The sequence below is a fragment of the Ruegeria sp. AK11 genome (assembly GCF_056541095.1).
Genome location: NZ_JBQFXU010000005.1, coordinates 1 through 14,113 on the forward strand (window position 1 = coordinate 1; position 14,113 = coordinate 14,113).

The following is a 14,113-nucleotide window of genomic DNA, read 5'->3' on the forward strand; positions in this document are numbered from 1 at the left end:
TAAAGGGCTGATGCTACCCTGCGGCAGACCAACCCATCCCAACATCCAAACACGCTAAATAAGACCTCACCACCAAACCCACAACCAAAACAACCGTCGCAAATGGCCAATATCCAACGCCAAGTTGGTTGCAGAAACAGGCGCTGCAACAATTACAGACGCAAACGTGACTGCATGGAGCAGGAGTTTCGTTTCATTTCACCGCTAAATATGACAATTCTGCCCTTGCGGGTCCGGTCCGTGATTGAGAAACACAAGCAGGTCGCGATCATTCGATGAGAGCCGAGATGACTTCTGAACAAGCCGTCCGCGATGCGGTTCAGACGCATTCGAAGCGTGTCTGGCGGTTTGCGCTGGCATTATCGGGTGCCTCGGATGTAGCCGATGATTTGTTACAGGCCACATGTTTGCGCGCGCTTGAACGACATCATCAGGTGACGTCGCACAACCGTCTGGACAGCTGGTTGATGACAATCTGCCGGTCGATTTGGCTGAATGAGCTGCGTTCGCGGTCGGTTCGGCGCGCGCAGGCGCTGTCGGTGACCCCCGAAGCGGATCTGGTTGCAACGGGACCGGACACGGAAACGAATATTTTTGCGGCTGAAGTGTTTACTCAAGTGATGCAGTTGCCAGAGGCACAGCGCGAAACGGTTATGCTCGTCTTCGTTGAGGGGTACAGTTACCGCGAAGCCGCCGCTTTGTTGGAGGTTCCAATTGGCACGATCATGAGCCGGCTTTCGAATGCCCGGCAGAAACTTAAAACTGTGATGCAGGTTGATGCAGCGGACACCGCGCGACGGAGTGGCAAATGACGTTTTCCGACGAGACGCTATTAGCGTATCTGGAAGGCAGCCTGGATGAGGCTCAGACCCGCGCTATTGATGTTGCGGTTGAAGATGACGCTACGTTGGAACATCGTCTGATGGCGCTGGATCCGATTGCGCCTGTTGTTCGGGATGTTTTTGAGAACCTGCCCGCTGAAGCGCCGAAGGTGGACCTTCCGGAAAAAACGACGCGGCCCGCCAATAACGGGTTTCTGCGTCTTGTTGCGGTGGCTGCCAGCGCGGCGTTTGCAGCCGTCGCCGTAACATTCTGGGCCACCCGGCCAGCAGACTTAAGCTGGGCCCAGCAGGCCGCGATCTATCAATCACTTTACGTGCCGGAAACGATTGCATCGCTGGACAGTTCGGACGCGTCGCTGACCAAACAATTTGCAATGGCCGAAGCCGAGCTGGGACGATCGCTGAATAAGGAAACACTGGAAGCGTTGCCAGGGTTGGAGCTGAAGCGGGCGCAGGTTCTTTCATTCAAAGGCAAGCCCTTGATCCAAGTGGTTTTTGCCGACGATCAGGGTCAACCACTTGCCTTCTGTGTCATTCGCCAGGGACCGAATGCCGCAGATACCGAAGTTCAACAAACGGTGTTGAGCGGTTTGGCAACTGCAAAATGGGAGCAGGGCGGTTATGGATATATGCTGTTGGGCAGTTCCCCGCAGACGGATTTAAGCAACGAACTGGAAGTGTTGACCCGTACATTCTCGGGCTGATGGAAAACCCTTGTGAACTGTTGCAAATGCCCGAAGAATGCCGGGTATGACGTCGAAGAAAACCATGCCCCTTCCAGAAGACGAGGTCGATGATCTTGGCCCAGCCAGCATCTATGACGGTGATCCGGCAGAAGAAGACGACCCTTGGTTTTTGCCCCCGGACCAGGACGTGGAGGAAGGTTTCTTTTTGCCTGGTCCCCGATCGGATCAGCGCCCATTGTTCGATCCGCGCGATTGGTATTCGGCACAATCAGAATTGTCGGCAGAGCTTGCTGATCTTGCCCTGACCTTTGGCGCTCTGGATGAGCGGCTGCGTTCGGGGCCTGAGGGGTGGACGCATCGTTTGGCACTTATGGAAACGTCCGATCTGGGGTGGTGGACAGGGGATCGGGTCAGCGTGGACCGCCTGGCTTTGTGGACGGGTCTGAGGATCGGCGCGACCCACGATGACGTGCAGGCGCTGTTCCGGGCAGGTTGGGCCGTGCGCCGTCTGAGCTCTGGCGCGGGCCCTGCGACAGGCGGGTGGGAAAGCGGGTTGACCGCGTTTCTCGACCGTCTGGCTCAGGGGGCCGATGCGACGCCTGAAGCGATCGTTGATCTGGCCGAAGTCATGCGGAATGCTGAAAGGCTGCACCCGGTGACACAATCGGCCATCGCGTTTCATGCATGGCGAGCGGTTTCGCAGGGGGTCGGACAAGACACCGAGGCGGCAATCATCGCAGCGCGGCACGCGGCTTCGATGGGGCGGGGCGGCGCAATGTTCATGCCACTGGCGTTGTCTGGTCCGGGTGCGTTGCGCGGAACAGGTGGGCCGACGGAAAAGTTAGGGTCTTGGATACAGGGCGCCGGGCAAGCTGTTCTTGCGGCTTTGCTGCACCTCGACAGGATCAGTGTCTGGGAGGGTAAGGCCCGCGACGCGACGCAGGATCTGAGCGGTCGCACCCCCCCGCGTCTGATTGATGCTCTGGCGGCGTGGCCGATGGTCTCGGCCCCACTTGCAGAAGAACTTACCAATTCTTCCCGCGCGGCGGTTCAACGGAATTTTGACCTGTTCACCCGGAGAGGTCTGGTGCGCGAAGTCACCGGACAAGGCCGCTACCGGGTTTGGACAGCCGCACTATGATCCGTCAACTACTTGCGAAACGGTATGATTGGACGGGTGCTTTCAGCGTCCAACGCCGACGTAGGTTTCGAACCCCGATTTCAGCGCTGTAGTTTTCGAGTAGATGTTGCGCAGGTCGACCATCCTGGCTGATTTCATTGACGCCGCAATTTCGGAAAGGTTCAGCGCGCGGAATTCATTCCATTCCGTCAGCAGCACAACAACATCCGCGCCCCGCGCGGCGATGTACGGATCGTCGCACCATTCGACGCCCGGCAAAAGCGCCTCTCCTTCAGATTTTCCCTGTGGGTCAACAACACGCACCTTTGCGCCTCCGCCTATCAGGGCGGGGACGATGGACAGTGATGGCGCGTCGCGCATATCGTCCGTATTGGGTTTGAACGTGACACCCAGAACCGTCACGGTCTTGCCGTTGAAATGATCGTCACATGCGTCACGAATTTTCTCGATCATCCGTTTCTTGATTTCGTCATTCACGCGGATGACGGTCTCGGTGATTTGCATCGGATGCGCGTGGTCCTGCCCGATCCGGGCCAACGCGGCCGTGTCTTTTGGAAAACATGAACCACCGTAGCCAGGTCCTGCATGCAGGAATTTGTTGCCAATCCGCCCGTCAAGGCCAATGCCACGCGATACTTCTTTGACATCCGCACCAACTTTTTCGCATAGCCCGGCGATTTCATTGATGAAGGTAATTTTGGTCGCTAGAAACGCGTTGGCGGCGTATTTTATCATCTCGGCGCTTTCCAGATCGGTGGTCAGGATCGGGAAGTCGCGCAGGTAAAGAGGGCGGTAAATTTCTGCCATCACCTCGGCAGCGCGGTCATTTTCGACGCCGACCACAACGCGGTCCGGGCGCATGAAATCGTCTATTGCCGCGCCTTCGCGAAGGAATTCAGGGTTCGAAGCCACGTCAAATTCGGCCAGGGGGTTAGCGGCCTTGACTGTTTCCTGCACTTTTCGGTTTGTTCCGACGGGCACAGTCGATTTTGTGACGATAACGGTATACCCGGTGACAGCCTGAGCGATTTCTTCCGCCGCTGCCATCACATAGGTCAGATCCGCATGGCCGTCTCCACGCCGGGTTGGCGTTCCAACTGCAATAAAGATAGCATCCGCGCCGTCCACTGCGGCTGCAAGATCGGTTGTGAAGCTCAGGCGGCCAGCCGCGACGTTTCGCGCCATCAGCACGTCCAGACCTGGTTCATAAATAGGCACCTGTCCGGCTTTGAGCATATCGATCTTCTGCTCAGCCTTATCAACGCAAATCACATCATGACCGAAGTCCGAGAAACACACACCGGAAACAAGGCCCACATACCCGGTGCCGATCATTGCAATGCGCATCTGCCTAATCCTTTTATACCAATTACTATCAACGGCGCGGGCAAAATCGAAGAATCCAGCGCCGGTTTCAATGATTTACAGGTATGGTTGCTGAGTTCCCATGTTTTCTTGTTGTTTTTGAGGCAATATGCGCGGGAACAGAGTTTTTACAATCCGTCGTGCTGCGCAGAACTTGTTGAATCACGTCCATTGTCAGCTGAAAAGATACAATTCTGGGCATGGACCAGTAATAAACAGCCAGTAAGCGGGCGGTGTTGCGCCGCCCACTTTTCGCCCGGAGCAAGGCGCCTGTAGCGGGTCCAATGGAATTGGCGATTGCTATAGAAATAGACCGACGACGCAAAAAAACCGCCCGAACCACAGTTCAGGCGGCAGCTGTGCTCAGAACCAGCGCCCTATGGCGATGACACTTGGTGAAAAAGCCGCTGTATCCGAAGTTACAGAGAGGGCTTTGCACGTGGCTTGAGTGTTTCCGGGCACATCAAACCCGATGAAACGATTATTGGCTCCAGCGCTGCCACTAACGCTTGGCGCAGAGGAAAATGGAGCTGGGTAGTTCCACGTCATTGCAGCGCTTGCGAACAATACGCCTTCCGCGGCCGTGCATGCGACAGGAAGCAACGCGGCGGTGCAGATCAGGGTTCCATCGGCAAAACGTGTAAATTCGCCATTGGTGTTACTTCCGCGCTCTATGACCGCACCGGTTGGTATACCGCCAACTTCTGATACCGACCCCAGAAGGTTACCCGGCCCATAACCGTAGTCGGCACGCATCAGGCGACCCGGAGTGGTATCCGTCGCATTGCCCTGAACAGCTGCACCAGCCGCTGTTCCGGTCGCGGGGTCAAAAGTCAGAGCTTCCGTCCAGGTACCTCCGTCAGGGGACACTTTGATTGAAAACCACGTACTTCCGGATAACCCCATTTCAGCGTGACCGGTCCAGTTCGACTGAAACACCAGCGATGCTGTATCGCTGGCACCCGCCTTGTTGATCTTTAGCTGATGCCCGCCGCCCTCATGGCTCAGAAGCGTTGCCGGGCTTCGGACAGACAAGCGATTCGTAGCGTCCGAACTTGTTGCCACCCCAACACCATTCAGGTTCTGAGTATTGACGGGCAAGGGCAGCCAGTCAGACCCATTCCAGAACTTCAGTTCACCAGTGGCCTCGTCCCAGGCGCGCCAGCCCGCATACGGGGTCAAGAAATGCCAGGCGTTGTCCAGCCATGCGGCAAGCTCTCCTGCATGTCCGGCCCAGTCCCCGGTGGGGGTGACGCCCAGAGCATGGATATCACCCTGCTCGGGGACAACGGGCGGGGTGCTGGCATTGGTCGTCTGAACTGTTAGCTGAACGACCAGATCAAGTTGTCGCAGTGCCTCGTTGTGGGTGACGTGCTTTTGAGCCTGCGAAGGTTGTAGAAAAGGCAGGCGCAATCTGGGTGAGGTCATTGACACGAGGGTCCTCCTGTGGCTGTCGGTCCGAAAGTCGGTTGCGCGCCACTCTGCCGTAAGGCGCGTCAATCCCGTCTGACCTGGCCGACCGCACAGGAAATAATCTGTTAACTTGAGTATCCCCGGGGACAAGCCGACCCGAGTATGGCCTGTGGAGAACTATGTCGCCGCTTAATCCCGGGCATAAATGTCTTCATATCGAATGATGTCATCTTCGCCTAAATAGGTGCCGGTCTGCACTTCGATCAATACCATGGGCACCTTGCCAGGGTTCTCCATCCGGTGCACAGCACCCAGCGGGATATAGACTGACTGGTTTTCACTGACCAACCGTTCCTGATCATCGATTGTGACCTTGGCGGTGCCCTCTACCACAATCCAATGCTCGGACCGATGGTGATGGGACTGCAGGCTGAGCGCTGCGCCCGGATGCACATGGATTCGCTTGACCTGAAATCTGTCACCGATCACGAGGCTCTCAAACCAGCCCCAGGGGCGGTGATCGACCGGAAGCGTATCTGCCTGTTTGGCCCCTTTTGCCTTTAAGGCAGCGACAGCCTGCTTGACGTCCTGGGCTTTATCCATGCTGGCAACCAGCACAGCATCTGGCATCGCAACTGCGATAACGTTCTCAAGCCCCATTGCCACCACTTCCTGCGCTGGCGATTCTGATCGTATCAGAACGTTGCGGCAGTCGATTGTGGTTACTTCCCCATATGTCGCGATGCCGTTTTCATCAGGGTTTGACAATTCTTGAACAGCCGTCCAACTTCCAACATCCGACCAACCTGCGGAATACGAAACCACGCTAAGGTTGGGGGCTTTTTCCATGACCGCATAGTCGATCGAGATGTCATCGACGTCAGCCCAAGCCGAAGGGTCCAATCTCAGGAACCCCAAATCTGACTTTGCGTTGTCGACGGCCTGTTGGACAGGTGCAACAAGGGTGCTTGCGTATTTTTCATATGCTGCAACGATGTCACGTACCGCAAACAAGAAGATGCCGGAATTCCACAGGTAACTGCCATCTTTCACCATCGCCTGCGCGGCTTCCAAATCCGGTTTCTCCACGAACCGATCCAGGCGAACTGCACCCCCGGACGCGTCTGGGGCGTCGTTCAGCTTTAAGTAGCCATACCCGGTTTCGGGTCGAGTGGGCGTGATGCCAAATGTCACCAGATCGCTTCGTTCGGCAATTGCGCGCACGCCTGTGGCGACGGCCTGATGAAAAGCGGCCTTGTTTGGAAGCACATGATCTGAAGGCGCGACCAGCATGATGGCATCCGGATCACGTGAGGCAAGGTACAACGCAGCCGCCAGTACGGCAGGGGCCGTGTTTCGCCCTTCAGGCTCAATCAGAATCGGACCGGGGTCGATCCCAATAGCGGTCAGCTGTTCAGGTACAATAAACCGAAAGGCTTCGTTGGTGAGAACCATTGGTTTGGCATAGGGCGTATGCGAGGGTCCAAGCATCCGGTCGGCACAATCCTGTAACAGACTGGTTTTTCCGACAAGTGGAACGAATTGCTTGGGATAGCTTTTGCGCGACAGGGGCCACAAACGCGTTCCTGAACCACCACACAGGATGACTGGATAGACCGTTCTGTTCATACACGTGCCCCTGAATTGCTGATGACCAACGATATTGTTCAATTCTTTTTTTGTGGAATGGGAGATCCCGTGGCTACTGGGCCGCTTTTCCAGTTGCAACGATGTCATTCAGATATTGGCTCAGATCATCGCGCAGGTCGTCACGGGCAAGGGCAAAGGAAACGGTCGCTTGCAGAAAACCGGATTTTGAACCGCAATCGAAACGCTGCCCGTCGAACTTGTAGCCAAAAACGGGCACGCCGGATGCGATATCCTCGGCGATCGCATCAGTCAGTTGGATTTCACCGCCGCTTCCGGTTTTCATTGCGTTCAGGTTGTTCAATACGGAAGGTCGAAGAATATAGCGCCCGATAACCGCCAGATTGGATGGCGCTTTTGAGGGTTCGGGTTTTTCAACCATACCCTTGGCCGGAATGACCGGGCCGATACTGTCGACGACATCCAGAACGCCGTACGAACTGGTCTTTTCTGGTGAAACTTCCATCGTTGCCACCATGTTGCCGCCCGTTTCCTCATAGGCTTCAACCATTTGTTGCAGACATGGTTTATCTGCAGCAATCACATCGTCAGGCAGCATTACAGCAAAGGGTTCATCGCCTATCAAACGGCGTGCACACCATACAGCATGCCCCAACCCCAGGGCTTTGTGTTGGCGGATATAGGCAATCGCGCCGCTTTCCATATTCGTCTTGTTCAAGATATCGAGAAGCTTGTTTTTGCCCTTGGCCATTAACTCCTGTTCGAGGACAAGGTTGTGGTCAAAGTAATCTTCAAGCGCGGATTTCCCACGAGAAGTCACAAAGATGAACTCTTTGATACCAGCGGCGCGGGCTTCATCGATTGCATATTGCACCAGCGGGCGATCCACCAACGTCATGATCTCTTTCGGAACAGATTTGGTTGCCGGCAAAAACCGGGTTCCCATTCCCGCCACTGGAAAAACTGCTTTGGTGACTTTGCGTGTCATGGTGCCTCTCAAAACAAAACTTGGCCGGAAAAGCAGAAAACATCCGGAATGTCCTCTTAGTCTTCAAAACCGCGTCAATCAATCATGCCCGGTGTGCCGGCCGTTATTGACCAAATCGTGCCACCTCGGTCCAGATGAGTCAAAAGCCGACTCCGGTGTTTCCTGTATACAAGGCCTGAACCACAGTTCCCAGAGACCCTTCCGCTATAACTCTGTGCCAAAAATCTGACGACGATTTGTCGTTCACGGAAAGTTGATATGTTTGGAGCGGCGTCGGTTGTCTTGAAAAACTCCCGGACGGAGTCCTGCATATTTTTCTTTGGATGGGCATAGCGCCTTGTTATGACGAGTAGTTTAGGACTGCGCGGCCGAAAAGAATTTAGATGGCAGGGACTGTGCAACTGAAATTAACACGGCTCACTTAGTCGCAAGCTGCGTCAAGTAACGTGTCTTAACGGCACAAGTAACCCGTCGGCAAACATCCGAGCTTCTTGGAAATACATGATCTGACGCATCAAGTCCGTTTTAGGATGAGCAACAATAGGGTCGAAATCATTAAGATTGATGATAAATGCGGTCTGTTGCGACCGGCGATAAGATGCTTAAGCAAGTCGAGAGCGACCGTTCAACGCATGCTTGGTGCCTTATCGGGCCAGTTTCGTTGTCATCGAGGTTTCGGGAAAGCAGGTAGGTGCAACACCCATCGTTTCCTGCCATCTGCCTATGGATCGGCGGGTTTTGAAACCTGGCAAGCCGTCAACGCCTCCGACATCGTACCCCAAGCTTTCCAGTGCGCCCTGCATCTTTGCGATGTCAGAACGGTAAAAACCGCCGACCTTGCCCCACCGCCCTGCAAAATCGTCGCTTCCAAATTGGATTCTGTCACCGACATGGCCGACGAACAAAGCATACAGATCGCTTTTGTTGTATTCCTTCAAAACGTAAAAATTCGGAGTGACCAGAAAAGCAGGACCAAATCGTCCTGCCGGCATCATCAGGTAACCTGCCCCCTTCAACTCGTGGGCTGGAAAAGGTTTGCCCGAGACCCGGTTTATGCCCATCGCTTCCCATTGCTGGATTGACTGCCCTTGATCAGGTCCTTCCAATGCACATGAAACGGTTGCTGGCACAGACACTTCGAAACCCCAGTCACGCCCGGCGATCCAGCCGTGCTGTTTCAGGTAGTTGCCAATCGATGTGATTGTATCATCGGATGACCCCCAGATATCGACCTGTCCGTCGCCGTTGCCATCTGCGGCGTAAGCCAAATAGCTTGATGGCATGAATTGGGGTTGTCCTAACGCGCCCGCCCAACTGCTTTTCAATTGCCGGGCTGGCAGAGGTCCTGCTTCCGCGATTTGCAGAGCCGCGATAAGCTCGGCCGTGAAGTAGTCCGCGCGCGTGCTCATGAATGCCTTGGTCGACAAAACCCTGAACGCATCATGGCGGATCGGCACCTGCCCATAGCCGCTCTCTCTGCCCCAGATTGCCAGAATGATACGAGCAGGAACGCCCGTTTGACGTTCGACTTTGGCAAGAATCGCAGAGTGTTGCCTCGCCATCCTGCGCCCGATAGACGTTGCGCCCTGAATTGACCCCGGATTGAAATACCGGCTGGGCGATCCAAACTCGGCTTGTTTTTGCGCCTTGGGCGTTTTGCGTTTATGTCCGGGGGGAACCAGATCAGGCAGGTCCCAGTTCAGAGTAACACCAGAAAACGCCTGTTGCAGTGTGTTGCGCGAAACACCTTTGGCCTGCGCCTGCGGCCAGATCGTCTCCAACAACCACGACTGAAACTGGCGTTCAATTGCTGCACGATCCTGTGCCAGTGCGGTCTGGGACAGAATGATCAATCCTAGAGTGAACAGCAAAATACGCATTGACGATTTATCTGTCCCGACTGGCCTTGCAAGTCAACGGGAAGATGCCGCGCGACCCGTCGCCGTTTACACCCAAAGTTGAAAGAAAATTGAGGATGGCAATCCCCGGTTCGGAAAAACTCTTGAGAAAATTCACCCGCTTGCCGATAGTTGGATGGGATTGAGATGAGGAGAGGACAGTCAGCTGTGGCACAAGTCATTTCGTCCAATCCATCCTTGCTCAGGCTTGTCGTTGTGCTCCTGTTGATCGTTTCGGCGCAACCAGCTTTGGCCAGCGACAGCTTTATGGACCCGGAAGGCCCAATAGCGGCAGTTCAGAAAACGCATTTGCTTCGGGCGACCGTATTGATCCTGCTGGCCGTTATCCCGGTATTGGTGCTGGTCCCGATAATAGCGTTTCGGTATCGCCGCCGGAGCAACCGCATTGCGCCCTACGCGCCGGATTGGGATTTCTCGGCAAAGCTGGAATTTGTAATGTGGGGTGTGCCTGTCATAATCGTGGCCTTGCTGTCTTTTTACCTTTGGAAGGCGACGCATCGGCTTGACCCGTATTCGGCACCGTTTGGTGAAGATCCGGCGCTGCGGGTTCAGGTTGTCGGTCTGGATTGGAAGTGGCTGTTTCTGTACCCCGATCTTGGGGTCGCCACTGTAGGAGAGTTCGGAATTCCGACAAAGCGGCAAGTTGCATTGACGCTGACAACCGATACCGTGATGCAGTCGTTTATGATACCCGCGCTGGCCGGACAGATTTATGCGATGCCGGGCATGACCACCCAGTTACATCTTGTCGCGGATGCGCCGGAAGTGATGCAGGGTGAAAACACTCAGTACAACGGACGGGGCTTTACCAAGCAGAAGTTCCGCACCATCGCAATGAGTGATGAGGATTTCGACGCTTGGGTCGAAAAAGTGCGTAACAACAGCATCCAACTAGATGTGGCAACGTATCGGAAACTGGCCATGCGGACCGACAGGGATGAAGTTCAGGCCGCTTTGGGAACATCTCGGATGCCGGATGATGCGCTCTACTTCACAATAAAAGACGATCTGTTCCGGAATATCCTGAGCCGCTACCACAGCGGTCAGCCGCTGCCCATCGATCTACAGCCTGGAACTGCATCATTTGGGCAGGAGGCGCAAAAATGACGCCGACCGAGACAGGTTTCTTCGGGCGTCTGAGTTGGGACGCTTTTCCGATTGCCGGGTTGATCCAGAACCCAAATACTAATGAGATTGTGGCCAATACAGCCGCAGCTGTTGTGATTATTGGCGTTGTTGTTGTCGTAGGATTGCTGAGCTGGTTTCGTCTGTGGACACCCCTGTGGCGCGATTGGCTGACCAGCGTCGATCACAAAAAGATCGGTATCATGTATATCGTCTTTGCCATCGTGATGCTGGCGCGCGGTGTGCTTGAAGGCGTTGTCATGCGCGCGCAGCAGGCTTCCGGGCCCGGCGACGGTTTCCTCGAAGCCGAACATTTTGCCGAGCTTTTCAGCACTCACGGCACAATCATGGTCTTCTTTGTTGCCGTTCCCTTTGTCTTTGGTGTTGCGAATTACATTGTCCCGCTGATGATCGGCGCGCGCGATGTGGCGTTCCCGCGACTAAACCAGATTGGTCTGGGCCTTACGGTTTCGTCAGGCATGATGCTGATGGTGTCGCTGGTGATTGGAGAGTTTTCGACCGGCGGCTGGACAGCCTATCCACCGTATACCGGCGCAGCGTTCAATCCCGGTGTTGGACCGGATTACTGGATCTGGGCCATCGTTGTTTCGGGCATTGGCACCTCGCTGACGGGTATCAATTTTGCCGTTACGATCTACAAGTTGCGCGCGCCGGGCATGACGTTCATGCGGCTGCCGATGTATTGCTGGACAATCATTTGCAGTTCGATCCTGATCGTCTTTGCTATGCCGCCTTTGGGTGTCGCCGCGCTGATGCTTGCCGCTGATCGCTATCTTGATTTCCACTTTTTCACAAACGACCTCGGTGGCAACATGATGAACTATGCCAATCTGTTTTGGTTGTTCGGCCACCCCGAGGTTTACCTGCTGGTTTTGCCTGCTTATGGCATCTATTCCGAGGTGTTTGCGACCTTCTCGGCCAAACGGCTTTATGGCTACAACTCGCTTGTTATTGCGACCATGTCGATCGCAGTGTTGTCGTTCACAGTCTGGCTGCACCACTTTTTCACCATGGGTCAAAGCGCGCTGATCAACGCGGTGTTTGGCATTGCGACCATGCTGATTGCCATCCCAACCGGCGTGAAAGTCTATGACTGGATGGCGACGCTGTGGCGGGGGCGCATTCGGTTTTCGGTGCCGATGCTCTATGGGCTGTCATTTTTGATGCTGTTTGCCATCGGTGGGCTGAGCGGTGTGATCCTGGCAAACCCAACCGTAGATTACCAGGTTCACAATACGCTGTTTTTGGTAGCTCATTTCCACAACGCGTTATTGCCTGGCGTGTTGTTCGGATTGTTGGCGGCATACAATTACTGGTTCCCCAAGGCCTTTGGATTCCGACTGAACGAATTCTGGGGCCGGGTTTCTGTCTTTTGCTGGACCGGGGGGTTTTTGCTGACATTCATGCCGCTCTATTTCGTCGGGCTATTGGGCATGCCACGCCGCTCTTTCAGCTATAGCGATCCGTCTTTCCACCCTTTCATGATCGTAGCTATCATCGGAGCGATTGTTATTACCTGTGGATTGTTCTCGGTCCTGATCCAGCTATGGGTCAGCATTCGTGACCGTGCCCAAACCCGCGTTCCTGTTGGGGATCCCTGGGATGGTCGTACATTGGAATGGTCTATCCCTTCACCGCCTCCAGCTTACAACTTTGCGATAATCCCCAAGGTTACGGATCGGGATGAATTCACGGCACAGAAGGCAAAAGGAACGGCCTATCCGACACCAGACGCTTATGAAGATATTGAATTGCCCCGAAACACAGGAATTGGCTTCGTCCTGTGCGTTCTCAGTGGCATATGGATGTTTGCGCTGGTCTGGTGGATCTGGTGGCTTGCAGCGATAATGACGGTTTTGATGATCCTTGCGGTGATCATCTGGACATTCGATGACAGTACAGAACTCACCATCCCCGCGGAAGAGGTGCGAAGGGATTACGAAGCCTGGCTGGCGTTGGTCCACAGTGAAGCCGCAGTTGATCGCGACTTTGAAACTTCTCCGGAAAACCGCGGCCTTGCCCGCCCGGATCTGGAGGTTGCGACATGAAGCGCGCGCCCACTCACAGCTATCCCGGTATCAATCTTGGGGAACATCACGCCAGCGCCCACAAGGCGACCGAGGTTGTCACCTTTGGGTTCTGGGTCTTCTTGATGAGCGATCTGGTCTATTTCGGCCTGATGTTTGCGATTTACGTAACGATGATCAATGCGCAGGCAGGTGGCCCCGGCCCGCACGAGCTGTTTGATCTGAAAAGTGTCTTTGCGCAAACCCTGATACTGCTGACCAGCAGCCTGACAGTCGGTCTTGCGATGCTGGCGCTGAAGTACAATCTGCCGCGCGGTCGCATTGTCTTGTGGTTTGGCGTCACGCTTGTTCTGGGCCTTAGTTTTCTGGTGCTGGAAGTGCGTGACTTCATGGCCATGGCGGAAAAAGGTGGCATTCCACAGCGCAGTGGATTTCTGTCAGCCTTTTTTGGGTTGGTCCCACTGCACGGTCTGCACGTTGCGACTGGATGCCTTTGGCTGATCGTTTTGGGTATTCAGCTGCGCATCAAGGGCATGACCGACGTGGTTATCTCGCGCGTGGTGCGGCTGGCGTTGTTCTGGCATTTTCTCGATCTGATCTGGATTGGGATCATTGCCATCGTGTATTTCGGAGGTCTGACCTATGGATAGGCGCTCTGAAATGCATCGTCGCGAGCGTCGGCGCTATGTGATCGGGTACGGTGGCTCGCTGTTGCTGACCTTGGCAATGTTTGGCGTGGCACAGGTTTATGGGATTGAAACGGTTGGTGTTTACCTGACCATCGGGTTGCTTGGGTTGGCACAGCTTGTGTTGCAGCTTGTCTACTTCCTGCATATCGACCGCCGGCGCAGCAGCCGCGAAGATCTGCACCTAGTGCTGTTTTCGACACTGGTTCTGATGATAATGATCCTTGGCACCGTCTGGGTTCTTGGCAATTTGGCCACCCGAATGCACATGCACTTGATGTAGTGCCTATTT

General features: G+C 54.9%; 12 protein-coding genes. 7 read left to right on the top strand and 5 right to left on the bottom strand.

Features of this window, described 5'->3' with window-relative positions; genetic code table 11:
• Positions 1-287: 287 nt before the first annotated feature.
• From ACR0D9_RS13170 to ACR0D9_RS13180, 3 genes are all read left to right on the top strand, one after another.
• The gene (locus ACR0D9_RS13170) at positions 288-812 is read left to right on the top strand and encodes an RNA polymerase sigma factor (protein ID WP_245220757.1); all 525 of its coding nucleotides are present in this window, start codon (positions 288-290) and stop codon (positions 810-812) included.
• On the top strand, positions 809-1,546 hold the full coding sequence (locus ACR0D9_RS13175) for an anti-sigma factor (RefSeq protein WP_480483620.1): 738 nt from the start codon (positions 809-811) through the stop codon (positions 1,544-1,546). Before ACR0D9_RS13170 ends, ACR0D9_RS13175 begins: the two co-directional genes overlap by 4 nt.
• Positions 1,547-1,610: 64 nt before the next feature.
• Positions 1,611-2,669, top strand: a complete 1,059-nt coding sequence (locus ACR0D9_RS13180; RefSeq protein ID WP_480483621.1) for a helix-turn-helix domain-containing protein — start codon at positions 1,611-1,613, stop codon at positions 2,667-2,669.
• A 42-nt stretch (positions 2,670-2,711) separates the two neighbouring features.
• Here ACR0D9_RS13180 and ACR0D9_RS13185 read toward each other — a convergent pair whose 3' ends face one another.
• The 5 genes from ACR0D9_RS13185 to ACR0D9_RS13205 all read right to left on the bottom strand — a co-directional run bounded on the left by ACR0D9_RS13185 (position 2,712) and on the right by ACR0D9_RS13205 (position 9,923).
• Positions 2,712-4,016 (bottom strand): UDP-glucose dehydrogenase family protein, encoded by a 1,305-nt coding sequence (locus ACR0D9_RS13185; protein ID WP_480483622.1) that lies wholly within the window; start codon positions 4,014-4,016, stop codon positions 2,712-2,714.
• A gap of 381 nt (positions 4,017-4,397) precedes the next feature.
• Positions 4,398-5,462, bottom strand: coding sequence for a DUF2793 domain-containing protein (locus tag ACR0D9_RS13190; RefSeq protein WP_480539076.1), 1,065 nt, complete (start codon positions 5,460-5,462; stop codon positions 4,398-4,400).
• A gap of 174 nt (positions 5,463-5,636) precedes the next feature.
• Positions 5,637-7,076, bottom strand: a complete 1,440-nt coding sequence (locus ACR0D9_RS13195; protein ID WP_480539078.1) for a mannose-1-phosphate guanylyltransferase/mannose-6-phosphate isomerase — start codon at positions 7,074-7,076, stop codon at positions 5,637-5,639.
• Between the two features lie 73 nt (positions 7,077-7,149).
• Complete coding sequence (locus ACR0D9_RS13200) at positions 7,150-8,043, bottom strand: UTP--glucose-1-phosphate uridylyltransferase (RefSeq protein ID WP_480483625.1); 894 nt, start codon at positions 8,041-8,043, stop codon at positions 7,150-7,152.
• A 644-nt stretch (positions 8,044-8,687) separates the two neighbouring features.
• Positions 8,688-9,923: a lytic murein transglycosylase gene (locus ACR0D9_RS13205; RefSeq protein WP_480539080.1), complete on the bottom strand. Its 1,236-nt coding sequence runs from the start codon at positions 9,921-9,923 to the stop codon at positions 8,688-8,690.
• Positions 9,924-10,109: 186 nt separating this feature from the next.
• Here ACR0D9_RS13205 and ACR0D9_RS13210 point away from each other — a divergent pair, with 186 nt between their 5' ends.
• The 4 genes from ACR0D9_RS13210 to ACR0D9_RS13225 are packed head-to-tail and all read left to right on the top strand — an operon-like array spanning position 10,110 to position 14,104.
• On the top strand, positions 10,110-11,069 hold the full coding sequence (locus tag ACR0D9_RS13210; protein WP_480483627.1) for a cytochrome ubiquinol oxidase subunit II: 960 nt from the start codon (positions 10,110-10,112) through the stop codon (positions 11,067-11,069).
• Entirely contained in the window at positions 11,066-13,156 is a 2,091-nt protein-coding gene (locus ACR0D9_RS13215) for a cbb3-type cytochrome c oxidase subunit I (RefSeq protein ID WP_480539082.1), read from the top strand. The genes ACR0D9_RS13210 and ACR0D9_RS13215 overlap by 4 nt, the downstream gene beginning before the upstream one ends.
• Positions 13,153-13,785, top strand: coding sequence for a cytochrome c oxidase subunit 3 (locus ACR0D9_RS13220; RefSeq protein ID WP_480539084.1), 633 nt, complete (start codon positions 13,153-13,155; stop codon positions 13,783-13,785). Before ACR0D9_RS13215 ends, ACR0D9_RS13220 begins: the two co-directional genes overlap by 4 nt.
• A complete protein-coding gene (locus ACR0D9_RS13225; RefSeq protein ID WP_245220760.1) occupies positions 13,778-14,104 on the top strand; it encodes a cytochrome o ubiquinol oxidase subunit IV in 327 nt (108 codons plus the stop codon). Before ACR0D9_RS13220 ends, ACR0D9_RS13225 begins: the two co-directional genes overlap by 8 nt.
• Positions 14,105-14,113: the final 9 nt, after the last annotated feature.